Raw genomic sequence first — 25367 nt, 5'->3', positions numbered from 1 at the left:
CGATTTGAAATAATAAAAAAGCACCTAGATAATTCCAGGTGCTTAGAGTGTATTAACGACCTTCGCGGCGCAGTGCACTTGAGGTAAATTCATTATCATTAAACGATTGTGAGAAATCATACATTTTCTCTTGGTTATCTAAACCAATCGCTAGGTAACGGCGTGAATTCAAATCGTAGTAAACGTCTAACGTACTCCAGTTAGTGAGCGCATCGTAATAGTTAATTGTATGAGCCATCGCTACACGGTACATTTGGTCACGGTTATCATAGATATCCGTCACTTGAACTTGCCAGCTATCTTCATCAATATAAAATACGCGCTTCTTATAAATATGACGAGTGTCGCCTTTCAGAGCTGCTTCTACAACCCAAACACGGTGTTTTTCATAACGCACATGTTCCGGGTTGATGTGACCGGCCATCAGAATATCGTCATACTGTAACTTATCACTGTGTAGCTTATAACTATTGTATGGTACATAAAGCTCTTGCTTACCTTTGAGCGTCCATGTATAGCGGTTTGGCGAACCGTTAAACATATCGAAATCATCGGTTGTACGCAAGCTATCAGCTGCTGTTCCTGGTGCATCATAAGCAACATTAGGCGCGCGACGAACACGACGCTGGCCAGAATTGTAAGTCCACGCTTGTCGTGGAGTTAAAATTTGGTCCATGGTTTCATGAACTAATAGCGCCGTGCCAGCTAAACGCGCAGGTTCGGTGACTTTTTGTTTAAATTTAAACAAAATATTAGATTCTTGTAACTCTGCAGGTGTTGCTTTTGGATCTGAGTACTTAACTAACAGTTGCTCATCAAAGCCAACCATATTATACGAACCTGAGGCTGTTGGAGCCGCTTGACCGCCAAAACGCTCAATTGACAGACCACGGTAGCGTAATAAATGGTTCCAAATTGCCTCTAAGCCAGTTTTTGGAATAGGAAAAGGAATGCCAATAGCAGTATTTTTTATCCCATTACCTTCTTCAATCAACTCTGCAGTTGGTGCGTATTGTTTTGTTGCATCATAGACAAACTGTGGGTTTGAAGCACTGCGATGAGTAGTATAGATGTTCATTTTAAACGTATCTGGATACGCTTCAAAAAGAGCTACTTGACCAGGACTTAAATTTGCTTTGTATTTATCAACATTTGATTTATCAATGGTGAAAAGTACTTTGTCGTCAGCATACGGATCTGGATGATGCATTCCCGGCGTATAACCTGCCGGTGCTTTAGTAATACCACCTGTCCATGCCGGAATTGAGCCATCAGCATTACCCGCTTTTTCAGCACCTAATGGGGTTAGATCTGCACCTAAGCGCGCAACTTCTTCGCTCGTCATTTTTGCAACGACCGCTGTTGTAGAAAATAAACTACATAGCGTTAGTGCAATGAGGGTAGGTTTTTTTATCATCATGATACCCTTAAATTGAATATTTAATATTAAAAGAAACAAAATCACGGTCTGAGAAAGTATTGGTATCTCCGCCACCCCAGAAAGAGTTGTAGCTAAAGTCAAATGACCATGCATTTTGATAATTAAAGTTGGCTGTCACTCCAAGTGACTTGCGATCTTCAATAAACAAGAACATCGGGTCTGGTGTGTTACCATTTACATCATGTGAGAAAACAAAGCGAGGTGAAAAATTAACTCCTTTAAAGAAGTTGTAATAATCGCCTTTAGCAATTAAGCGATATCCCCATGATGATGCTGTCGCAAACTCTTTTTGTTCGGGACCATTAGACAAAGCCATATGAAGTGTTGAGTAATCATCTGCATTAGGGCCGGTCATAATACCGCTTCGACCAGTGCCTGAAACATTTAAACGCATTTCATCGTATTCAGGCATATTATTTATGCGCACGCCGCCAATTTCACCCACTACAGCCCAGCTATCTGCACCCAGTGATGGGCCAAATAAATGTGTTGCTGTAAACTGCAATTGGCTAGTATTACGCTCAATATAACCTTTTGCTAATTCCCCAGGGCCTACAACACTAACTGCGTTACCCTGACTCATTTGTGAAATACCGGCAAACTCAGGACGAAGTCCCGCTAACGCTAATTGCTCAGGCATAGCAGCATAAAGCAATTCTACGTCATCGATTTGTAGTGGTTCGTCTTCACGGAAGGTGAACTCACCAGCAAACGCCGTTTCACCTATTGATGTATTAAAGCTTAACCCATACAATTTAATATCTTCTGGATACTCATTGGTTGCTTTAGCAAATGCTTTTAAATCAGAGACATTGTCAGAGGTAATTTTAGTCGTTGCTAACATGGCTAAATCTTGGGCCAGTGACGCTTGTGTAAAGTTAGATACGCGACCTGAAATAAGAGGACGGCGGCTATGGTAGTTTACATGGTAAAGTGCAACTTCAGTGTCATAAAAATCTGGTAAAAACATACCTAAACGTAAACCATATTGACCACCATCATCAGGCTCAGTTTTACCATCATCCCCTTTGCCTTTAAGAGCGACTTTAGTAGGGTATGCCAGATAAGTTTGTGCCAATAATGCTTGCCCTGCGGGACTTGCAGGGTCGATCCCTTTAGCGGCAGCAGCTTGACCAAAGGTAGTCATCAAATTATTTAAGCTATCAGTTAAAAACGCTAAATCGATATCTGGGTTGGAGGTAAAACCAAGCTGTACATTTTGCTGATAACCATTTTCAGCGGCAAAGTCATTGGTTGAAAAATACGTTCCAGCTGCAGGTAAACGTGTTTCATGCCATTGGTATTGGTAAAAGCCTTCCAAAGTCACATTTTCAGTGATCCCTAAAGATGCCCATAACATACCAACTGGAATAAAAGCTTCTTTAAGCTCTGCACCCGGCGCTTTTAACCGATCAATATCGACCGGATTTACGTTAATACCGTGAGAAATTAATGTACTTTCTCCCCAGTTTATAACTTGTTGTCCTAGACGAATAGAAAGTGGGTTATTGCCGTCATTTAAATCAAAGTTAGCCCATACGTAAGCATCTAATAGACGAATATCTGCGCAGCTTTGTTTCTTTGTGTCTTTATCATCACAAGGATCAACTCCTTGCCCTGAAGTTGGATTAACATAGGCACGATCGCCATCCATCAATTCAAAATCATAAAAATACATAAATCGAGTAAACAGACCATAGTTATCTTTGTTGATAGATAAATCATGCGTCCCTTTCAACAGCTTTGAAAAAGATTCACCGCTATCAAAGTTCAAATCACCAGCGTCGCCGTTATTAGAGTAAGAGCCAGGTTGGGCCCAGACATCTTGCGCTGAATAAATTGGATTTAATACAGAGTTATAACCTGTCCAATCAAAAGACGGGTTATTACTTTTACCTATTAAGTTAAAGTTTCGGTCTTCAACACGGATACTTTGTCCATAAGAAAAAGCAGAGTCGAAGGTTATATCAAACCCTCCAGCCTCAAACGTTGCAGCCTGTGTGTGTGCTGCTGATAACCCTAAAGTAGCAGCTGCGATGCCTAGTACTAGTTTATTTTTAACAAAAAGCGATCTTCTTATCATTGTGTGTTCCCCCTGTCGCGGGTAATTTTGTGATCAAGTTATTGTTTTTAGTGTAGTCGTAACGATAGAAGCGAAATAAAGAAATTACAAATAGAACGCGTTCAATCGGTCATAATTTTTCTGTTTAGTTGACGTTAACCTAATGGTAAGACGTCCTACCAGATAATTTATACACGTAAATTAACAATAGGACAAATCGAATTAACAAAAAAACAATATTATAAGTGATTATTTTAAAATATTGTTTTAGGCAACACGCTCCAAACGTAAAAATTTATACTCTGGAGTAAGCAAAAGTCGAAAGCGCCCTCTTACCCCTAAAGAGGAAATAAAAGGACGCAAATGGCTGGCGGCAAAACGTACTTTTTTGCCACCATCTTCAATTACTTGAACTGATGTATACTTACCTTCGTAGTAATCCATGCACTGCTTGTAGGTTAAGTTCAGTAAAAAATAATATTCGATCATAATTTATTGTAGTGCTTTATCAACTTTTTCAAACAAGTCATCACTTAAATTATCAAGCAAAGCTAGGCGTTGCAGCTGAGCTTTGATTGCAACTGAACGTACCTCATCATATCTGCGCCATGACATAAATGGCGTTAACATACGTGATGCATTTTGGGGGTTGATTGCATTAAGCTTAACTAGTAAGTCACCTAGCAATTGATAACCTGTACCATCTTCACGGTGAAACTGTGCGGTATTAAAATGACTAAAACTGCCCACTAGTGCCCTGACACGGTTTGGGTTTGAAAAATCAAAACAAGGGTGATCATATAACTTTTTGATATTACTAATGGCGTCATCGCCACCTTGCATTGCTTGCAATGCAAACCACTTATCCATCACTAACACATCATGGCGCCACTGACTGTCAAATTGGTTTAACAACTCTTTTGCTAATGGATTATCAGCTTTTACCACTGCACTGAGCGCGGCGAGTACATTGGTCATATTGTGTGAATTAGCAGTACTAACAAGAAGTTGATTGATATCAAGCTCATTAATTTTTGCCAAATAATGCAAGCACATACCTTTTAATGCACGTATAGCGACAGCTGTTGCACTTACAGAGCCGTCATCAATTAAACTTTGATAACAGTCTAAGAACTCACTACGCAGTTGCTGAGCAATTTGTAACTCAAACTGATTTGTCACCGCAACCAATTGATCCACAGGGATCACATTAAACTCAGCTGCGAGGGTATCAAAACTAGGCAGCTTTAATAATTCAGCAATTAAAGCTAAATCTCCCTCCTGATCAACTAATAAACTACGTAATGCAGTAATAATTGCTGGATCCAATTGATTATTTTCAGGTGTTATAATGGCCCCTTTAACCGCCCCAATGAACAATTGTTGTTGAGCATCCCAACGCGAAAAGTCACTGCGCGCAAAGCGCATAATGTGTAATAATTCAGTGGCTGTATTTTGTTGCTCAACAATACACGGCGCAGAGAAATCCTCTAGTAGCACCGCTACAGGCTTCGCGGTTAAACCATCAAAGCTAAACGTTTGCTGCGCTGTTGTAACATCTAAGACATGATCAAGTGGCTGTCCTTCAAACTGTAAAGAGACAGACTCGCCCTGTTGATTAAGTAGCTCGATAGCAAATGGGATATGTAATGGCGCATTTTCTGGCTGATTAAGCGGTGCCAGCTGCTCTATATGCAGTGAAAAAGTACCACTGAGCTTATCATACTCTTGTTTTACGATTAGCCGTGGTGTGCCAGCTTGGCTATACCAACGTTTAAACTGAGTTAAATCGATACCTGAGGCATCACTCATAGCCGCAACAAAATCATCACAGGTAACGGCTTGCCCATCATGACGCTGAAAATAAAGTGCCATGCCCTGCTGGAACTTTTCTTCTCCCAATAACGTGTGCATCATACGGATAACTTCAGCGCCTTTGTCGTACACAGTTACTGTATAGAAGTTATTCATCTCAATCACTTGTTCAGGACGGATCGGATGTGCCATAGGACCGGCATCTTCACTGAATTGATGAGTACGCATTACTTTAACCGCATCAATACGATTCAGTGCCCGCGAGCCTAAATCACTGCTAAACTCTTGATCACGAAAAACTGTTAAGCCTTCTTTTAACGACAGTTGAAACCAATCACGACAAGTCACTCGGTTTCCTGTCCAATTATGAAAATACTCATGACCAACGATTGACTCTATAGTGTGATAATCTTTATCAGTGGCGGTTTCTTGATTAGCCAACACACATTTAGAGTTGAAAATATTCAGACCTTTATTTTCCATCGCGCCCATATTGAAAAAATCCACAGCAACGATCATGTAAATATCTAAATCATACTCAAGATTAAAACGCTGCTCATCCCACTGCATTGATTTTTTAAGTGATGCCATCGCATGAGGGGTTTTCGGTAAATTCCCTTTATCAACAAACAAGGCTAAATCTATTGTACGACCACTTTGCGTAACAAAGGTATCTTCAAGTACATCAAAGTCCCCTGCAACAAGTGCGAACAAGTAACTTGGCTTTTTGAATGGGTCTTGCCATTTTGCAAAGTGACGGCCATTGTCTAATTTACCTTCCGCTAATTTATTACCATTTGATAATAAATGAGTAAACTGCTCGTCAGCAATAATCGTCACGTCAAAGCTTGCAAGTACGTCTGGGCGGTCAAGATAATAGGTTATTTTTCTAAAACCTTGCGCTTCACATTGTGTACAATACGCCCCGCCAGATAGATATAAACCTTCTAAAGATGTGTTAGTTTTTGGCGCTATTTCATTAACGATTGTAAGCTGACATTGCGCTGGTAAATTATGGATCACAAGCTGCTCATCAAGTAGGTCATAATCTGTATATGCGTTGTTATCTACAGTAATTGAGATCAGTGTCAAATCAATGCCATCAAGCACTAAATCTGCCACACCAGCTATTTTTTTCGTGATCGTCATTACACTCGTAACACGGGTGTTTAACGGCAATAAATCGAAGGTCAAATCAATGTGATCAATTAAAAATGGTGGAGCTTGGTAATCTTTAAGATACTGTGCTTGAGGTTTTTTTAATGCAGTCATGTGAAACTCCAAAGTGGCTCCTCTTAGCAGAGGAGCGTATAATTTATGGCTATTGTTTTGGCTTAATACGTAAAATTTTAATGCCTAGGTAAGCATAAATAACAGCTAGTAATGGATTTATAAGATTAAAAAATGCATATAGCGCATAATCAAATGGGTTGATCAGTAATACACTTTGCATATATGCACCACAGGTATTCCAAGGGATCAGGGGACTGGTGATCGTCCCGCCATCTTCTAATGTTCTTGATAAATTAACAGGTTTCAAACCACGCTTTGCATATTCTTCTTTAAACATCCGACCAGGGACCACAATAGCGATATACTGATCTGCAGCAATTACATTGGTACCAATACAGGTCGCAATAGTAGCAGTAATTAAAGAGCCAGTGCTTTTCGCAATTTTAAGAATACTTTTTACAAAAATATCTAATAAACCTGTTTTTTCCATAATGGCGCCAAACATCAATGCCGTCATAATCAGCCACGTTGTGGTTAACATGCCAGACATTCCACCACCACTGAGTAATGAATCCATTTTTTCATCGCCTGTGAGGATACTAAAGCCATCAAAAAATGTACTCCAAACCAATTTAAAATAACCGACAATTTGCCCCTGAGAGCCATCAATTTGTGTTGCAATTAGGTCTGATTGAAAAATCATTGCCCATACTGCACCAAGTACCGCACCGATTGAAATTGCCGGAAATGCAGGCATTTTTTTAATTGCTAACACCAGTAAAACAATCAGTGGCACCAGCATCTCTAAACCTATATTAAAGTTTTGTTGTAGAATAGCGGTTATTTCATCAATACGCCCAGCCTCACTTGACGCTGTGGCATTAAAGCCCATAAAAATAAAGATGATTAGTGCAATCACAAAACTTGGTACAGTCGTCCATAGCATATGATGAATATGCTCGAATAAATCAGCTCCCACAACCGCAGGAGCTAAATTTGTTGTTTCAGACAGTGGACTGAGTTTATCGCCAAAGTAAGCCCCAGATATTACGGCACCGGCCGTCACTGTTTGCTCTAATCCAAGGCCAGTAGCAACACCGAGTAGCGCTACACCTATTGTCGCCGCCGTGGTCCAAGAGCTACCAATACTCATTGCTACAATGCCACAAATTAAACAGCTTGCTGCGTAAAACCAACTAGGATTAATTACCTGTAAACCATAATAAATAAGCGTAGGTACAGTGCCTGACAGCAGCCAAGTGCCGATCAGCGCGCCAACCATTAACAAAATTAATATAGCGCCCAAAGATAGAGTGATCCCCTCTATCATCGCTTGTTCAAGTTTTTTCCAAGTATAGCCATTTTTAAGGCCAATAAGTGCAGCTGTAAATGTAGCAAACAGTAGCGCAATTTGATTCGGTCCTGATGACGAACTATCGCCAAATAAATAGACCGCAGCACCTAATAAACAAATCAGTACAGAAATTGGGATCAAGGCATCGAAAAAGCTGGCCTGTAGGATGGGTTTTTCTTTTTGTGAATTCAAAATTGAGACTCCTACGCGCATTTTTATGCGCGTTTAATTATTATTTTTTAGCACAGACGCGACGCTTAGCCTAACTAAGTTACTTACTTTTGTCAGCGTTTAATCAGTAATTATAGCAATATCAAGAGTTTTAGGCAGCAAAAAAGGCGCCAAAGCGCCTTTTTTATTAACCTGTAAAACGAGTTATTTCTTAGCTACACGACCAAACTTAATATAATCTTGGGTAATTAATGCAGCTTCTTCTAAGAATGGATCTAAGTCGTCTAAGACATCAGGCGCATCATCCAAGCTCTCAATCGGTTTTTCACCTAAACGAGTAAGCCTTTCATTAGTACGAGCTAAAGCACGCGCTTCACCATCGTCTTTTTCTTTAATACGCTGCGCTTCTACAAGAGAAATAGTTTTCCGGTCTTTCTCTTCTTTATAACGCGTAATATCTTGAAAAACATAGTTAAACTCTGGTTCTGATTTAATGCGTTCAGCATGCGCTTTGCTTAAGTAAGCAATGGCTGGGTGTAAGTCATCAACCGAGTTATATTTGGCGCGTACGATACTGTCCCACGGTAATGCATTATCCTCTTGGCTTTCGCCCCATTCCGCTGGATCAATTGCTGATGGGAATGAAATATCTGGGATCACACCTTTATGCTGTGTGCTACCACCATTGATACGATAAAACTTTGCAATCGTATATTGCACACTGCCAAGTGGATTATCGTATAAATCGTAAGCACGGCCTAAGCCCTTATGCTGCTGCACAGTGCCTTTACCAAACGTTTGCTCACCAATTATTACTGCTCGACCATAGTCTTGCATCGCTGCGGCGAAAATCTCAGAGGCAGATGCGCTGTAACGATCAACAAGCACCGTAAGGGGGCCATCGTAAAACGTAACACCATCACGGTCTTTTTGCTCTTCAATGCGATTATTTAGAGTATGAATTTGTACTACTGGACCTTGGTCAAAAAACAAACCAGATAGTTGTGTTGCTTCATATAATGAGCCACCACCATTTTGGCGTAGGTCAATTATAATGCCATCTACTTTGGCTTCTTTTAATTTCGCCAATTCTACTTTAACGTCTTTAGACAAGTTGTTGTAGAAACCAGGGATCTCAATAACACCTATTTTGCTGGTTAAATCAGAATATTTTGCTTTGAATACTTCTGATTTTGCAGCTCTATCTTCGAGGCGAATTTTATCGCGAATAATTTCAACTACTTTAGGCGCGCCATGATCATCAGCACCTTTTAAGTATTGTAACCGCACCTTAGTGCCTTTTGGTCCTTTGATTAAATCAACTACGTCATCTAAACGCCAGCCAATGACATCAACAAATTCTTCTTTGTCTTGAGCAACGCCGATAATACGGTCGTCAGCTTTAATTTGCTCCGATTTATCAGCAGGTCCACCTGGAACCAAGCTGCGAATAACCGTGTAGTCTTCGTCGTAGCTTAGTACTGCACCAATACCTTCTAGTTCCAGATCCATGTCCATTTTGAACTGTTCAGCTCTGCGTGGCGATAAATAGGAGGTATGTGCTTCAATACTTCGCGCAAAAGAGTTCATTACTATCTGAAATACATCTTCACTATTGGTTTGCACTAAACGTTTTTGTGCATTGTGATAACGCTTAGTTAATAATTCTTTTATACCAGGCCAATCTTTGCCGGTCATTTTTAATCGTAATGCATCATATTTTACACGTTCACGCCAAAGCTCATCTAACTCAGCTTGCGTTTGTGACCAATCAGCATCTTCACGATCAAAGTAATATTCATCCGCATTATCAAAGGTCATTGGTGTTTCAAGTAACTTTAAAGAATACTCATAACGCTCAAAACGACGCTGCATGCTTAGGTTGAAAATATCAAAGGTAAAATCAAGTTTACCGGTCGTTAATGCATTATCAAATTGGTTGCGGTATTGCTCAAATGAGGCAATATCCGCAGCCAAAAAGACGCTTTTATTAAAATCAAGGGATTCGATATAACGGTCAAACACTTTACTTGAAAGTGCGTCATCAAAACGAATTGGTTTATAATGTGCACGAGTAAATAAGTTTGTCACCCGTTTGCTAGCCGTACTATGCTGACTCTCTTGCGTAAGTACTGGCAAGTCTTTTGCTGTAACTACATCATTAACATCAGCAATATCTGATGCAAATAATAAACCTGAATACAGGGCGGCAACTAACGGAATGAGCTTAAACTTCTGACTCATACACAACTCCTTAATTTATATACAGCTTAAATAATGTACAGGCTGTCTGCTTTAGTTTTAACTTGCATGCCAGTTACCAACTCTACATGAACGTCTTCTTTGTTCACTTCAGTGATTACTGCATTAACAAGGGCTTGGCCAAGTTTAACTTTAACTTTGTTATTAACCTTGACCTCACTTGCTGGTAAAGGTTCAATTTTACCTGAACGTTTAACCGGCGCAGCTTTTGCTGGTGTGGTATTAACTTTAGCGTTTTTATCGCCTGGTTTAGCGAATTGGCCTGGTTTCTTTTTGTAAGATTTTGTGTCTGAATCATTACGTGGACGTTGTGACTTTTTACGTTTAGCCATTTTCGCACGACTTTCTTCAAGTGCTTTTTGAGCATGATCAATATGTTCTTGCTCCACTTTAGCACCTTGATTTCCATCAAGATCAATACGAAACTCAGACTTAGTAACAGCTTCTAAATAACGCCAGTTAGACGTATACTTTCTCAGCGCTTGACGTACTTGCGTCTTACTTACTTTTTCAGAACCTTCAATTCGCTCAGCGATATCTTTAAAGATACCTACTTTCAGCGGCTTGATACCGTCTTTTTGTTTAAAACATTCTGGGAATTCTTGGTATAAAAATTCCAATACTTCATTAATATCTTTTAGCTTGTTTGTGGTTTCCATTTTAGAACCTATTTTTCACATCTTTTCATCAAGGGACGAATCGACGTAGTGTGTTACCCAGTCGACCAACTCTTCAAAGTCGGCTTCAATTACAGCCATATCGCCTCGAAGGTGTTCCCAAATACCGTTAATTATTTCATCAATTAATTCACATTCAGTGTCATCAGGAAGACGATCCCATGCAATATGAATTAAATCGTTGAGCGTTTCCGCTACATGCTCTTCATCCCCTTCCCAATCACCTACATCAGTGATGGCAAACAGATAATCCTGTACATTTACTAAGTCTTTCATGCAATAGTTGCCTCAAAACATGCGACGAGTGCTTCTAAACCTTGCTTATCATCAACATCAAACCTAGCAATACTTGGGCTGTCGATATCTAAAACAGCAAATACTTCACCATTTTTATGAATAGGTATTACTATTTCAGAATTAGACGCTGCATCACAGGCAATATGACCTGCGAATGCATGTACATCTTCAACTAGTTGAGTTTGTGCAGTTGCAGCGGCAGTTCCACAGACACCCTTTCCGACAGGAATTCGGATACATGCAGGATTACCTTGAAACGGACCAAGCACTAATTCAGTTGGTGAATCCATCAAATAAAAACCAGCCCAATTTACATCATCGAGTGACGTAAATAACAGCGCGCTAATATTCGCCATATTGGCAATAATGTTAGGTTCACCAGTAATTAGCGATTCAGTTTGTTTAACTAATGACTGGTAAAATTCTTGCTTTTGCATACCAAACTACTTCTTATCAAACATACAGTAGCTAAAGGTACTCTTTGTCGCCAATAATTGAAACCTTTTCAGGGCAAAAAAAAGCAATTTGCCCTAATTTTCAGCAAGCTTGGTTAATAATTCTGCTATTGAGGAGGTTGTTGTTTTATCGCACCTAACCTTAATCCATATAAAAACAGTCCCGCCGCTAAAGCTGACATCGCGGTATTAATTAAAAAGACCATACCACCTGTTGCACTGAGTAAGTAACTAAAAATTGCACCACCGAGTAAACCTAATGTCAGTACTCCCGAATAATTAACTTTCGCGTACTTGTACATCAATAAATATCCGGGTACTACAAAAGCAGCCATGGTTAAACCGACAATATGCGCGTTAGCTATCGCACTCATAAGTAACTGAAAAAAGGTAGTCAGCGGATCGGTATTGAGCGTTAATGCATAATAAACTCCTAACACACTGCCAATGATCACAGGTGAAAGTAATGATAACCCAACACTTTTTGCAAGCCGATGTTTCATAATGCGTCCTTAAAATCATACCTGAATAAATACTAAGGATGCATGATGTTTTACAACATCGAAATAGAGACTATGGTCGTAATTTACGATGATAAATCATACAGCAATCATGATAGGGTAATTTTGATGCCCGTTTAACCTAAGCAAGATCCAGTTTTAAACCGTTATAGAGTTTAGCGTTATTCACTTTACAGAAAAGTATAATTTTGCCTCTTTATATACAGAGGCTATAAATTTACAGTTGATCGATTTTTCTCGATAAATCAATGCTACTGTGGTCACTATTTCTTCAAGTTCAATGACTCTTGCAACTAGAATCTCTAATTTCTTTTGCATCGCTAAGACAGTATCGGTTCTCTTTGCTTGTTCTAAGAAAAACAACTCTCTTTTAACTAATGTTTTCTAAAAAAAGTAATGTTTAATTATTAGCAATAATACAAAAGGTGAACTAAAAACTATCATGACCAAAACAATCCAAGCATCATTATCTCCATTAAATATTTTGAGTGGGTGTTCTAATAAACAGAGTCGAACTATGTGGTTGATTTTGAAATAGTGACGAGAGTGTTACTTCACGCTTTTTCCCACGTCGGATATGTAGGTTAACGTAAACGATACTCAGAATAATGGCTTTTGCTTTGAATAGATTTTTTTAAATCGCCAGCTGCGCCACCAGACATATTAAATATAACGTAAGCCGCATTCGCAATATAACCAAGTAAACCATGTATCTGCTATTGTTGAGATGGTAACAGCCATTTGCGCTGAAATGGCATCATGTCATTGATAAATATGACCCAAGCAGAATATTATAGTACTAATTAGTGCTGCTGGGATGACCCCAAAGATAAAAACGAAACAACATACCAAACAAAGCAGCTCTAAAGACTAGCTCTTCAAAAAAGCCTGCATATATGAATCTGTTACAACCTCTGATATAGAAAGATTTAGCTCATTACTTAAAAAAACGTAGCCTATTAACATAGGTATACAACTTACTAATGCCGCTGATAAATAGTGTTTGAAGTCTTCTATATTACTACCTCACGCGTCATACCAACGAATGTGTATAGATTCAATGGAGCATTAATAAAGGTAAGCAGTAGGCCTTTTTTTTATAAGATCGAAAGATAGGGATTCAAACCCAAACTCTCGAATAAAATATTTGAAATAAATGACTTACTAACATAACAATTTTTAAATAAATAACGTAAACAAGACAAGCAAACACCTAACTCAAAGGTAATATTGTTATTCACCATTACGACCATAATGAGTTTGCATACTTTGCTCATGCTCTAGACTGAAAGGCACTGAGGGATCAAAAGTGGGTGCATCTTTTACTTGCTGCTGCGTCATATCAACATAGATTTTAGAAGTGGGCCAACTCACCTCTTTAATCCATTTTGGGGCAATCAAAACCAGATGACCCAACCACCAATTACTGGTGTTAATAATCAAATAACGAATTTCCCAGGTGTCGGTATCTATCAACATACCATGTAAGTGACCCAGATCACCGTCTATGACATCAAGTTTATAACCCGTTACTGCATTACTACTGCGTAGATGATGATCATTATCTTGAGATAATGCAGCATCAACATCTGCGAAATTATCTGGAGCATCTAAGTTATCAGGCTTTGGTGCGACACTATAATAACCAGGTGACATCATATTAGGACTTGAATAACCACCCCATATATCAGTGTTATCGCAATAATGTGAGTAACCATAATATCGCATGTATTCTAGCTCATACTGCCTAGAAACTGGTTTTTCGCTATCCATGTCAGGGCAGTTTTTAACTTGTTTTCTTGAAATTGTAACAGTGAGCGTCTGTGGTTTCTGATTCAACTCTTTGATTGATATAGGTGAAAGCAATATTTTTTTACTTAATAGCCAAGATCCAGTTTCGACCACCAGATATCGGATCACCCAATGTTTATCATCAAAGTAAAAATCTTTGGTAAGCCCAATATCTCCATCCGATGCATGAATAGCTAAATTTTTTAAATTATTCAGAGTATGTAACATGGCGTATTTGCTCCAGATTAAAAATGATAAACAATAAATCATTGTTTCGCTGATAGGGTTTTCATCTAAAAGCTTGCAACAAATTTCTCATTAAATCTGTTCGCTTTCGCACAGAACTGGCATTAATAAAAGCCTAGTCTAGATTTATCTATAAATTTTAAGGTGAACTGAAATGGCTAAAATAAAAAATTAGAGTTAGCAGCCTATCGCAACGATATCATCGAAGGCGTGAATAATTTAATTAAGAAGTATCGCGCTATTTTTGACTGGGATGTACCCGATATATATGAAAGATTAGAAACAATTTAATTTTGAATGAAGCTCATCAATAGCTTGATAATATTAACAATGAATAAATTTCAACGGCCTATCAAGCTAGCAAAAAAGTTCGCTCTGGAATGAGTTACCATATTACGCTCAAAAATAGATCATAATAAATATCAGATTCGCGACGTATTGGCTGTTAGTTTACCATTTTTTATGTCAGAACAGGACGTCATTGGCCAGACCAATAAAAGATGTGCATCAACACTCCCACGATCAAACTTAGATTCTGACTCACAGTTAAAAGAAAAAGCATTGGGTGCACCACCAGATAATAATAAAACAGTCATTATTGCTTTGAACAAGAATGGCGATCTGATATCGCAGGTCAGAGAAGAGTCACAGCGCCCCGATGAATGATATTACCAAAGCCTTGCAAGTAGCTAACAACTCCACCGATAACAATTAACTTATCAGATAAAATCGACCAATAGTTTAGCATGTGATTTGATCCGTTAATTTATTTAAAGGCTTATGCGGATTTATATGAAGTGCATGTTATTTGGCGCATTATGAAAATACATTGACTTAGTCAATCTTTATGGAGAACTTCAGAAACAAAAAGGCCGTTGATTATCAACGGCCTTTTTGTTTTATATGGTGGAGAGATAGGGATTTGAACCCTAGAGGGGCTATAAACCCCTGCCGGTTTTCAAGACCGGTGCATTCGACCACTCTGCCATCTCTCCGAAACATTTATAAATCACGAATAAGAGTGTACTCGCAATTATTTTAATTAGGTGGTGGAGAGATAGGGATTTGAACCCTAGAGGGGCTATAAACCCCTGCCGGTTTTCAAGACCGGTGCATTCGACCACTCTGCCATCTCTCCGCACGGCCTGCATAATAGAGAAGGCAGTGCTCTTTGTGAAGCTTTTTTTTCAAAAAAGTGTTCAAGTGCTTAAAAAATCATTGATTTGTTTATTCTTAACTCACCCCTGAGTAAAAATCACACTAAATTGAACTTTTCTTTTTAATTATCGGTCTATTGAACTACAAAGGTTTGCCCAAATATAGAAGTCTTGGTAATCTAACTTCAGTTTAATTATCGGAACTTACAATAGGTTTCTAAAGGAGCTCTAAAATGGCATTTAATCATTCGTACAATACCGCTAGACCGGTTATGTCGACCATTGAAACAAACAAGGTACTTAAAAACACCTATTTCTTACTGGCCATGACATTAGCATTTAGTGCTGTGACGGCTGGTATATCAATGGCATTACAACTACCTTATTTTATGGGGTTAGTTTTTACTCTTATTTCATTTGGCCTTTTATTTGTTGTAAATAAAAAAGCCGAAAGCGCGTCAGGCGTTGCATGGGTATTCGCTTTTACGGGTTTAATGGGCGCGGGACTTGGTCCGTTACTTAACCATTATGCAGCGATGCCAAATGGCCCAATGCTTATCATGCAAGCGTTAGGTTCAACTGCACTGATTTTCTTTGGTTTGTCTGCGTATGCACTAAATACTAAAAAAGACTTCTCTTTTATGGGTGGTTTTTTAACGGTAGGCCTTATTGTTGTGATTGTAGCCAGCATTGTTAATATCTTCATCGACAGCTCGCTAATGTTTATGGTATTAAATGCAGCGGTTGTATTGATCATGTCTGGCTTAATCTTGTTTGATACAAGCCGCATCATCAACGGTGGCGAAACAAACTATATTCGCGCTACAGTCTCTTTATATTTAAGTGTATATAACTTGTTTACTTCATTGCTTGCACTGCTTGGCGCAAATAATGACTAATTAAATAGTTCTGTTAAAATAGCCCCTCTTTAGGGGCTTTTTTATTGGAATAGTTTTGGCACGATTTGTACTTTCTCTGCACAGCGCACCATCGGATCATGATACCACGCAACGTTTGGTTAAATTTGCACAAGCATGTTTAATACAAGGGCATAACATTGATGCCATTTTTTTGTATCAAAACGGCGTTTTTCATGCCAGCGAGCAACTAGATTTGGCAGCTGATGAATTAGCGATTAATGCTTTATGGCAACAATTACATGAGCAAGGGATTCATCTTATGTTGTGTGTTACTGCTGCCGAAAAGCGTGGCCTTGATATAAATAATACCGGTGTTTTTGCAGTCGCAGGGTTAGCTGAGTTTGCAATGCTTGCCAGTGATGCGGATAAATGGGTGCAATTTAAATGATCAATGTATTAGTTTTAAGCCACCATAGTCCTTTCGATGATTTACATATTCGTGATGCATTAGATATGACATTAATATTCGCTGCTGTTGAGCAAAATATTAGTTGGTTATTTAGCGGCCCTGCGGTACTTGCCCTAAAAAAACATCAACACCCTGAACATATAGGTTTAAAGAACTACTTTAAGACCATCAGAACGCTAGAAATTTACGATGTTGAAAACATTTATGTATGTGAAAAGTCTCTGCTCGAGTATGGCCTTGATAAACATAACTTGTTAGTAGAAGTAAAAGCGCTTAATTATCAGCAGCAAACTCAACTTATTGCCCAGCAACAACACATAGTGAACTTATGAGCACTTTACACATATTTTCCAAGCCACTTGGCTATTACAACACGGATCAATTAGTTAACCTGATCCAGTCAACAGACAAAGTATTATTATTAAGTGACGCATGCTTTGCTATCGCCCAATTTAGACAGCTTGCAACGCACTTATTAATACTTGCTGATGACGCCAAAGTACGAGATATCACAATCAATCAGCCCGATCACTCGCTTAGTTATGACGACTTTGTCGCACTAACATTAGCAACATCTCACTCTATTACGTGGTAATACATGCTTGAATTTAATAATCAAATTATCGACACGGATAAACAAGGTTACTTACTTGATCACTCGTTATGGAGTGAACAATTAGCCTGCGTTATTGCCGAGCAAGAAAACATTGAATTAACCTCCCAACACTGGGAAGTGATTCATTTTGTGCGTAATTTCTATTTGGAGTACAACACCAGCCCAGCAATAAGAATGTTAGTTAAAGCAATGGCAAAAGCACTGGGTGAAGATAAAGGCAATAGTATTTATCTGTATACTCTTTTTCCTAAAGGCCCAGCTAAGCAAGCAACTAAAATTGCTGGCTTACCAAAACCCGCACGGTGCATCTAGCAATGACAACAGCTAAACCAAATAATACAGCAAAACGCCGAAATAGCGGCCGTAGCTATAATCGCGGTGCAATTACAACCAAAAAAGTGAATAACTCAATAAAGCGCGAGATAAAACCAGCCATTGCCGCCAGTGAGCGAAAAATTGTCTTATTTAATAAACCATTTGATGTGCTGTGCCAGTTTACTGATGAAGCAAACAGGCAAACCTTAGCTGACTTTATTACCATTAAAGATGTATATGCTGCAGGACGATTAGATAGAGACAGTGAGGGCCTGCTATTGCTCACTAATTGTGGGAAATTACAAAACACTTTAACAGCGCCAAACAAAAAAACCAGTAAAACTTACTGGGCACAAGTTGAAGGTGAACCAACTGATGCAGCAATTAAACAACTGTGCCAAGGCGTCGAGCTCAAAGACGGATTAACATTACCAGCCGTTGTTAAACGCATAGATGAGCCAACTTTATGGCCACGTAATCCTCCCGTTAGAGAGCGAAAAAACATTCCAACCAGTTGGCTCAGTATTACCCTTACCGAAGGACGTAATCGCCAAGTAAGAAGGATGACAGCACATATTGGCCACCCTACTTTACGTTTAATTCGCTATCGTATTGGTGACTATACGTTAAAAGGAATTGATAATGGCCATTTTAAAATAATCGCAGATGAACTATAGCTGTGCTTGAGCGCAGCTATTTTAAATATGCCTAGCAGCGCTCAGCTGATTTTTTGTATCAATCTTCACTAACAACGATACAATTACGTCCTTGTCTTTTTGCTTGGTACAAAGCTTTATCTGCCGCATCAACGAAATAGATATAATCGCCAGTTTGGGGATTATGCAAAGTTTTAATGCCCATGCTTAGTGTTATATAGCCAACATCTGTATATTCATGCTTAATAGCTAATTGATTAACTGCTTGCTGGATTTGTAATGCACTATGTAAAGCCTTTTTCGGATCAGCCTCTGGCAGTAACACCACAAATTCCTCACCGCCAAAACGTGCAACAATGTCCTTTTCGTGATTCATCGTGGCCACTGCAATACATTGTGCAATTTGATACAAGCATTCATCGCCTTTAATATGGCCGTAGTTATCATTGTATTGCTTAAAATAATCAATATCGATTAAGAGCATTGATAACGGCTTTATTTTTTTATTCATTAATTCAAGTTCATTGGCCAACTTGTCATCAAAACAACGTCGATTGGCAATTTGTGTTAATGAGTCTAAAAATGCCATGTCTCGAAGTGTATCTTCAGCAGCTAAATGCTGTGTTACATCCTTAAAAATAGCTAGAAATTCGTGCCTAAAATATCTTCCCGAAATTTCCATCATTATTTGGGAGCCATCTTTACAAGTAACACAATAAACTTGTGGTTCAATATCAGTATCATTTTCTAACGCAAAGCTAAGAGCTTGTTGCCACGTTTGTCGCACCCACATCAGATAATGTGGATCTGGGTAAGCATTAAGCCACCAATCATTAAGTGTTGGAACATCGTCAATAGTGTAACCGAACACATCGACAAAACGTTGGTTTATACGGATCACATTCTCGGTGAGCATACATACATTACACAACGGGATTGGCACTTGCGTAAATAAATTAACGTACTCACTCAAATCATGCTCACGGGTTAGTGGTTTATTATCTTGAGTTGAATAATCACTATTTTGCACGATAACAGCATTATTTTGACTTGTTTTTACACGCATCGATAGCGCGAAATGCCATTCTTGCCACCAGGTTGCTAACTGTGAAACGAGAAAATGCTCAGACTCACTTGAAGTTTTCAAATTCACGGCAACACTTTTAAGTAGGCAATCTACTTTACTATATTCAATGACTCCCAATTGTTGATAATTTAAAAGAATATTTTCAAAAAGCCTATACGCATCAACTCTTAAAATACTGCGCGTGTCATCAACCATCGCTGTTAATTGTGATTTAGAATTACCAGCATATTGTGCAATGAAGTTAATTATTGATTGTTGATAGAAAATATAGTCCATATATATTGCCCATTAATTACGTGTGCATAAAAACATGCACTTGGAAGTACACCAGAATAATTTAAAGGAATGTAAGCAGATGGAAATATTCGGCGTGAGAAAATTCGTAAAGAGCAGTTGATTAATGTAAACAATATAAAAGTGAAATCGCAATTTAAAAATATCCTTAATAACTTTATCGGTCCAGTAATTTACGTTATTTTAGCAATAAAACTTAGCCACTGTTCATTAAACAAACAAAAAACTATCATGTAAGAATAAATAAGGGTAAATTTATCATCTGACAGTGTATAAAAGTACTAGCTCTTATATATTTTAACAATCCAAAAAGACGACTTTGTGGCGCACAATATGCTTATTTTGTTAAATAACTCAAGTATGTTATTACACTGCCGTTATACATTATTGTATGAATAAACTCTCGACTTAAAAATACGGTATTAACTACATTATCGCGCGCATGGGATTAGATGCTAAATGGATATGACCAATGAAGAACTAAATTTTATATCAGATCTTTTCCAAGTGACGGTTCCTTCAAAATTAAGGGATAATCATACACTGACATTACAAAGCTCTATCCCTGCCAATATTGCTGAATTACTAAATAATACAAAATTAACACTACTGGCTGAAGTTGGCGATTATCAATTATGGTTTCCACTTGAAATAAGAATTGCTAAAACAGGCGTTGTGACCCCTGTATTAAGCGCACCAGAGGTCATCGACACACAAGGAATAAAGCGCTGTTGGCGTGGCGGGAACCTCAATATTCAGAGCCAAGACTTTGAAGTTGAATCAATCTCAAGTACTGGACTTTTTCTGAAATCAACGACTCAAAAAGCTCCTTTAGCGATTGAGCAACAGATAAAATTAACCCTTCCAAACAAAAAAAATATTACTATCGACATCAAACCGGTACGTTTTAGTAAGCGAGGCATGGCTGCCAAGATCACTCATATTCATCAAGGGAAAGAACATCTAAGGGCTTATTTATTTGAAGCCCATAAGCGCCAAAATGCCAATTTATATGAGTCCACAAACAGCTTATAAATATAATTCACAGTTGTGTATTAGTCGCAGCTAGTTGCAGTGAGGTTAGTACAGCGATAAGCTAAACCTTTATTATAATAAATGAAGGTTCTATGAGCGAAAATAACTATCCAATAGGTACTCAATGCACGCCTTGGAATGATAAAGATAAACAGTGTTGGTTTAACCTACAAACGATTAAACGTAGTTATCAATCTGAAGTTGTAACTTTAATCAACGAACTGGATAATGATTTCGAGGTTGAGCAATATGGTGCGCTCAGTTTTGATCCTACTCGCTACCCTCTTTTTATTATTAAATCAAAACAGTGGGCATCGAATAAACCGAGCATATTGATCACCGGTGGCGTACATGGCTATGAAACAAGCGGTGTTCATGGCGCATTACATTTTATGAAAACGCTAGGTATGAAATACGCTAAAGAGTTTAACTTACTGGTTGCTCCTTGTATTAGCCCGTGGGGATATGAAACCATTAATCGCTGGAACCCAGCAGCCATAGATCCAAACCGTTCGTTTTATTCACCAAGCCCAGCACCAGAGTCAGCAGCACTAATAAATTATATTAAAGCACAAAATATACCTTTATTAGCGCATATTGATCTGCATGAAACAACTGACACTGACAACAGTGAGTTTCGCCCTGCACTTGCGGCTCGTGATGGCAAGGTGAACACTAATTGGAATATTCCTGATGGTTTTTATCTTGTCGCTGATAGCAATAAACCTGAAGCGCAATTCCAAAAAGCGATTATTGACACTGTTGCTAATGTGACTCAAATTGCCCCCAGTGATGAAAACAATCAACTCATTGGAGTGCCATTAGAACAACATGGTGTGATCAATTATGCAGCACGAGAACTCGGTTTATGCATGGGCTTTACAAATGCACAGTATGTCACGACGACAGAAGTGTACCCAGATAGTCCGACGGCAACAGATGAGCTATGTATTACAGCACAGGTGGCTGCAATTAAAGGTGCATTAGATCACCTGCTTACAAAATAATTATTGCGAGGGTCTATTGGTAATTATATTTAGGCCCTATTCTGACATTTTTAATCTGGTTATATATTATTCACTGATTAATTAATGCAAATTGATAAAAAATTAAAAAATACCTAGACTCCGCGTTTAAATTGTATAAAATTCGCGCTCTTAAATTTTCTCACAAGGAAGCACGTTGAAATTTAGCAATAAACATGGGCAGGTTAGTTTACACCGCGATCAAAATATTATCATTGCTGATTTTTACGGTAATCTTAACGCCAGTTTAGTGACTGCATTTAGCAATGGCTTATTTGAGCAGGTTAGTCAGCTTGCCAATAAACCATGGGGATATATTAGTAATTCTCAAAACCTGTTGGCTGCAACTCCTCAGGCAGAGCAACAACTTACAGTGTTGGCCTCTGCCATGGTTCGTAATGGATGTATTGCTAGCGCTTATATTTTTGATTCAGCTATCGTAATCAATCAAATGCAACGCATTATTCACAATGCAGGCCTTAGCGTGGATGTTCGCCATCATCTGTTTAAATGTTTAGTGCAAGCTAAAACCTTTGTTCACCAAACAATGAACGATAAAGCAGCTCAATTTCACTCTGCATAACTTAGTTACGATAAAAAACACTACTTATTGATGCCTTAATACCGCGGTCTTCTTCGGCTGTGATCACAAAATCAAGTTGGTTGAGCTTATTTGGTAAATCATAGCCATCTGCAACCACAGTGACCGGGATGCGCTTCATTTGACCAGGCTCGACAGCTGTAAGTTGAGGGCTCTGTAACTTAGCCACATCAAGACCGGTAATCGCTACTCGGTAATGCAGTAACTGTTGTGTTTTATTAATTATTGTCAAGGTGTAAGGGTTTTCAACTAAGCCCTCATAATTTACTCGATATAATGCATTACGATCACGCAGTACTGACACTTCGATTGGCGTGCGTTGAACTAACCACGCTAACATACTGACCATTAATAAAACCGTGAGTGCGCCATAACCAACCAGTTTCAACCGGTATGGATTAGTTTGCTCGCCAGCCATCTGTTTTTCGCTTGCGTACTTGATCAAGCCTTTTTGATAGCCAAACTTATCCATTGTGTCGTCACACGCATCGATACATAAACCACAGTTAATACATTCATATTGTAAGCCGTTACGAATATCAATCCCTGCAGGGCACACTTCCACACATAAATTGCAATCTACGCAATCACCTAAATCTAACGCTTTAGGATCGGCCTTACGTTTACGTGGACCACGACTTTCCCCACGCGCACTATCGTAAGTGACAAGTAATGTATCTTTATCAAACATTACAGCCTGAAACCGTGAGTATGGACAAGCAATGGTGCACATTTTTTCTCTTAAGAAACCGGCATTTCCATAAGTACAAAAGGCAAACAAAAATACCCAAAAACTAGTAATGCCCGACCATTGCAGAGTAAACATATCCCCATACAAGCTTTTAGCCGGAATAAAGTAAGCCATAAATGACGTTGCTGTAAACAATGATATGATTAACCAAGCGCTATGCTTGATTGTTTTTTTCTGCCATTTTGATAACGTCCACGCGGATTTATCTAACTTTATACGTTGATTACGTGTTCCCTCTATACGTTGCTCCACCCATGAAAACATCAGCATCCAAATTGTTTGTGGGCATGTATATCCACACCATACCCGGCCAAGCCAATTGGTAACAAAAAACAACGCAAAAGCGCCTAACATAAATAACAACGCCAAGATCATAAAATCTTGGGGCAGTAAGGTCAGCCCAAAAATAGCAAACTTTTGACTCGCAACATCAAGCAATACCGCTTGCTGGCCTTTGTATGGGATCCAAGGAATAAGAATGAATGTAAGCATGAGTAACCAACCAAGGTTACGGCGAATACGCTGGAAAAATCCTTTTTGCTCACGGATATAAATAGGCCCTTCATGCTTATAGGGCTTGATGATCATATCTTCTTCTTTAATATCAAATTTCATAATAACTACTTACTGTGACGGTTAGGCCTGTAAGTTTGCAAGTTTCAGACCAAACTGAAATTAAATTAAGCAACTGAATATTAATGAATTTTTATTTAATAAATTCGCTAAAATCGCGATATTTAGCGAGTATCGTGATATTTAACGATTTTTACGGATCATCAACTTGCGCATTTTTGATCGTAACGTACTCTCCGGCATGCCTAATTTAACTGCCGCGCCTTGACTGCCAGAAATTTGCCAATTTGATAGCTCTAATACTGCGATGATATGCTGTCTCTGCGCTTCGTCAAGGCTCAGATCCGTGTTTAGGTTAGTGCTAGCATTGGCATCAAGTGGTTGCGATAACTGCAATACAGACTGCTTTGATAAAATAGCCTCTCGCTCTAGTACATTCTGTAATTCACGAATATTACCCGGCCAATCATACGCTTGTAGCTGTGTTATGGCTTTCTCACTGAGTCCTTTGAGCTGTTTACCAAGACGTTTATTTAATTGTGCAATCAAATTACTACACAAGTATGGAATATCTTCTTTACGCGCTTTCAGTGGTGGAACTGTGATTGGAAATACATTTAGTCGATAATATAAATCTATTCTAAAGCATCCTGACTGCACCATTGCCCATAAGTCACGATTAGTCGCAGCAATTACACGAATATTAACTTTACGTGTTTGGCTACTGCCAACACGTTCAAATTCATGCTCTTGCAATACCCGTAACAACTTACTTTGCGCTTCAAGAGCAAGCTCTCCAATTTCGTCTAAAAAAATGGTGCCATTATTAGCCAACTCAAAACGTCCTTTACGATGCTCCTTAGCCCCCGTAAAAGCCCCCTTTTCATGACCAAATAACTCAGATTCAAGTAAGCTTGGCGTAAATGCGGCGCAATTGACCTTAATAAAGGATTGCCCACTGCGCCCACTTAAGCGATGTAAGTTACGAGCGACTAATTCTTTTCCTGTGCCGTTCTCACCTAAAATCAACACAGTGCTATCGGTCGGGCTAACAAGTTTTATTTGCTCAAGCATGGTTTGAAATACGTGGCTTTTGCCTACCAAACCAGACTCTTGCCAATCTTCATTAAGTTCTGCTATCAAATAGCTATTTTGCTCTTTTAATTGCTCACTTAAGTGATTCACTTGCGCTAAAGCATCACGCAGTGCGTGCTCTGTCTGGTGTTGTTTTGATACATCGCGAAATATCGCGACAGCGCCGATCAACTGATTATTTTTATAAACGGGTGTAGATGTATATTCTACCGCAAAACAGCTGCCGTCTTTACGCCAAAATACCTCATCTTTAACATGCCGATGCTTGCCGTCAAACATAGTGCAATAAATCTGGCATTCATCTGCTGGATATGGCCGCCCGTCAGCATGACTATGATGATGGTACTGATGAATTTTTTTACCCAGCAACTCATCTGCATGCCATCCAGTCATGCGTTCAGCAGCGGGGTTTACAAATACCGCATTACCACTTAAATCAAAGCCATATATTCCCTCACCAACAGCGTTGAGTAATAAAGTTGGATCGTCTAAAAACTGTTTTATCATT

24 protein-coding genes and 2 tRNA genes are annotated in these 25367 nt (G+C 38.8%); 10 read left to right on the top strand and 16 right to left on the bottom strand.

The window, feature by feature from the left end:
* Positions 1-52: 52 nt before the first annotated feature.
* The 11 genes from H5162_RS02595 to H5162_RS02545 form a co-directional block, all read right to left on the bottom strand.
* Complete coding sequence (locus tag H5162_RS02595; protein WP_182777594.1) at positions 53-1417, bottom strand: DUF1329 domain-containing protein; 1365 nt, start codon at positions 1415-1417, stop codon at positions 53-55.
* A gap of 10 nt (positions 1418-1427) precedes the next feature.
* Positions 1428-3524, bottom strand: coding sequence for a DUF1302 domain-containing protein (locus H5162_RS02590; protein ID WP_145233813.1), 2097 nt, complete (start codon positions 3522-3524; stop codon positions 1428-1430).
* 246 nt (positions 3525-3770) lie between these two features.
* Complete coding sequence (locus H5162_RS02585) at positions 3771-3992, bottom strand: DUF2835 family protein (protein WP_145233811.1); 222 nt, start codon at positions 3990-3992, stop codon at positions 3771-3773.
* 3 nt (positions 3993-3995) lie between these two features.
* Entirely contained in the window at positions 3996-6590 is a 2595-nt protein-coding gene (pepN, locus tag H5162_RS02580; RefSeq protein ID WP_182777557.1) for an aminopeptidase N, read from the bottom strand.
* 49 nt (positions 6591-6639) lie between these two features.
* Entirely contained in the window at positions 6640-8118 is a 1479-nt protein-coding gene (nhaC, locus tag H5162_RS02575; RefSeq protein WP_145233807.1) for a Na+/H+ antiporter NhaC, read from the bottom strand.
* Between the two features lie 162 nt (positions 8119-8280).
* Positions 8281-10320 carry a carboxy terminal-processing peptidase gene (prc, locus tag H5162_RS02570; RefSeq protein ID WP_145233805.1) on the bottom strand — a complete coding sequence of 680 codons (2040 nt, stop codon included), beginning with the start codon at positions 10318-10320 and terminating at the stop codon, positions 8281-8283.
* A 26-nt stretch (positions 10321-10346) separates the two neighbouring features.
* Positions 10347-10997 carry an RNA chaperone ProQ gene (gene proQ, locus H5162_RS02565; RefSeq protein ID WP_145233803.1) on the bottom strand — a complete coding sequence of 217 codons (651 nt, stop codon included), beginning with the start codon at positions 10995-10997 and terminating at the stop codon, positions 10347-10349.
* Between the two features lie 15 nt (positions 10998-11012).
* Positions 11013-11291 carry a hypothetical protein gene (locus tag H5162_RS02560; RefSeq protein ID WP_064666123.1) on the bottom strand — a complete coding sequence of 93 codons (279 nt, stop codon included), beginning with the start codon at positions 11289-11291 and terminating at the stop codon, positions 11013-11015.
* Positions 11288-11749 (bottom strand): GAF domain-containing protein, encoded by a 462-nt coding sequence (locus H5162_RS02555; protein ID WP_145233801.1) that lies wholly within the window; start codon positions 11747-11749, stop codon positions 11288-11290. The genes H5162_RS02560 and H5162_RS02555 overlap by 4 nt, the downstream gene beginning before the upstream one ends.
* A gap of 125 nt (positions 11750-11874) precedes the next feature.
* Complete coding sequence (locus tag H5162_RS02550; RefSeq protein WP_145233799.1) at positions 11875-12270, bottom strand: hypothetical protein; 396 nt, start codon at positions 12268-12270, stop codon at positions 11875-11877.
* 1251 nt (positions 12271-13521) lie between these two features.
* Positions 13522-14307 carry a PRC-barrel domain-containing protein gene (locus H5162_RS02545; protein ID WP_182759818.1) on the bottom strand — a complete coding sequence of 262 codons (786 nt, stop codon included), beginning with the start codon at positions 14305-14307 and terminating at the stop codon, positions 13522-13524.
* Between the two features lie 480 nt (positions 14308-14787).
* Between H5162_RS02545 and H5162_RS02540 the strand changes: the two genes are divergently transcribed.
* Positions 14788-14991 carry a hypothetical protein gene (locus H5162_RS02540; RefSeq protein ID WP_182757713.1) on the top strand — a complete coding sequence of 68 codons (204 nt, stop codon included), beginning with the start codon at positions 14788-14790 and terminating at the stop codon, positions 14989-14991.
* A gap of 238 nt (positions 14992-15229) precedes the next feature.
* Here the strand turns inward: H5162_RS02540 and H5162_RS02535 are convergent.
* Both H5162_RS02535 and H5162_RS02530 read right to left on the bottom strand, forming a co-directional pair.
* Positions 15230-15320, bottom strand: a tRNA-Ser gene (locus tag H5162_RS02535).
* A gap of 52 nt (positions 15321-15372) precedes the next feature.
* Positions 15373-15463: transfer RNA gene (locus tag H5162_RS02530), tRNA-Ser, on the bottom strand.
* 252 nt (positions 15464-15715) lie between these two features.
* Here H5162_RS02530 and H5162_RS02525 point away from each other — a divergent pair.
* Genes H5162_RS02525 through H5162_RS02500 form a run of 6 tightly spaced genes read left to right on the top strand, consistent with a single transcriptional unit; the run spans position 15716 to position 18419 of the window.
* The gene (locus H5162_RS02525) at positions 15716-16381 is read left to right on the top strand and encodes a Bax inhibitor-1/YccA family protein (protein ID WP_182730957.1); all 666 of its coding nucleotides are present in this window, start codon (positions 15716-15718) and stop codon (positions 16379-16381) included.
* A 55-nt stretch (positions 16382-16436) separates the two neighbouring features.
* The gene (tusD, locus tag H5162_RS02520) at positions 16437-16790 is read left to right on the top strand and encodes a sulfurtransferase complex subunit TusD (protein WP_182759817.1); all 354 of its coding nucleotides are present in this window, start codon (positions 16437-16439) and stop codon (positions 16788-16790) included.
* Positions 16787-17143: a sulfurtransferase complex subunit TusC gene (tusC, locus tag H5162_RS02515; protein WP_182759816.1), complete on the top strand. Its 357-nt coding sequence runs from the start codon at positions 16787-16789 to the stop codon at positions 17141-17143. Before tusD ends, tusC begins: the two co-directional genes overlap by 4 nt.
* Positions 17140-17406 (top strand): DsrH/TusB family sulfur metabolism protein, encoded by a 267-nt coding sequence (locus tag H5162_RS02510; RefSeq protein ID WP_145233786.1) that lies wholly within the window; start codon positions 17140-17142, stop codon positions 17404-17406. The genes tusC and H5162_RS02510 overlap by 4 nt, the downstream gene beginning before the upstream one ends.
* A gap of 3 nt (positions 17407-17409) precedes the next feature.
* Positions 17410-17739, top strand: a complete 330-nt coding sequence (locus H5162_RS02505; protein WP_145233784.1) for a TusE/DsrC/DsvC family sulfur relay protein — start codon at positions 17410-17412, stop codon at positions 17737-17739.
* 2 nt (positions 17740-17741) lie between these two features.
* Positions 17742-18419: a pseudouridine synthase gene (locus H5162_RS02500; RefSeq protein ID WP_182759815.1), complete on the top strand. Its 678-nt coding sequence runs from the start codon at positions 17742-17744 to the stop codon at positions 18417-18419.
* A gap of 58 nt (positions 18420-18477) precedes the next feature.
* Here the strand turns inward: H5162_RS02500 and H5162_RS02495 are convergent, their stop codons facing one another.
* Positions 18478-19761, bottom strand: coding sequence for a sensor domain-containing diguanylate cyclase (locus tag H5162_RS02495; protein WP_182759814.1), 1284 nt, complete (start codon positions 19759-19761; stop codon positions 18478-18480).
* Positions 19762-20238: 477 nt separating this feature from the next.
* Here H5162_RS02495 and H5162_RS02490 point away from each other — a divergent pair, with 477 nt between their 5' ends.
* The 3 genes from H5162_RS02490 (at position 20239) to H5162_RS02480 (ending at position 22422) form a co-directional block, all read left to right on the top strand.
* Positions 20239-20814, top strand: a complete 576-nt coding sequence (locus H5162_RS02490; protein WP_182759813.1) for a hypothetical protein — start codon at positions 20239-20241, stop codon at positions 20812-20814.
* Between the two features lie 92 nt (positions 20815-20906).
* Positions 20907-21821 carry a M14 family metallocarboxypeptidase gene (locus H5162_RS02485; protein ID WP_182759812.1) on the top strand — a complete coding sequence of 305 codons (915 nt, stop codon included), beginning with the start codon at positions 20907-20909 and terminating at the stop codon, positions 21819-21821.
* Positions 21822-21996: 175 nt separating this feature from the next.
* Positions 21997-22422: a hypothetical protein gene (locus H5162_RS02480; protein WP_182759811.1), complete on the top strand. Its 426-nt coding sequence runs from the start codon at positions 21997-21999 to the stop codon at positions 22420-22422.
* A gap of 1 nt (position 22423) precedes the next feature.
* Here H5162_RS02480 and ccoG read toward each other — a convergent pair whose 3' ends face one another.
* A complete protein-coding gene (gene ccoG / locus H5162_RS02475; RefSeq protein ID WP_145233771.1) occupies positions 22424-23806 on the bottom strand; it encodes a cytochrome c oxidase accessory protein CcoG in 1383 nt (460 codons plus the stop codon).
* Positions 23807-23947: 141 nt separating this feature from the next.
* Positions 23948-25366: a sigma-54-dependent Fis family transcriptional regulator gene (locus H5162_RS02470; protein ID WP_182777555.1), complete on the bottom strand. Its 1419-nt coding sequence runs from the start codon at positions 25364-25366 to the stop codon at positions 23948-23950.
* Position 25367 lies beyond the last annotated feature (1 nt).

The sequence above is a fragment of the Pseudoalteromonas sp. SR41-8 genome, from assembly GCF_014163915.1.
Taxonomy (GTDB): domain Bacteria; phylum Pseudomonadota; class Gammaproteobacteria; order Enterobacterales; family Alteromonadaceae; genus Pseudoalteromonas; species Pseudoalteromonas rhizosphaerae.
Note: the sequence above shows the minus strand (reverse complement) of the source record. Positions and strands in the feature narration are given on the sequence as shown.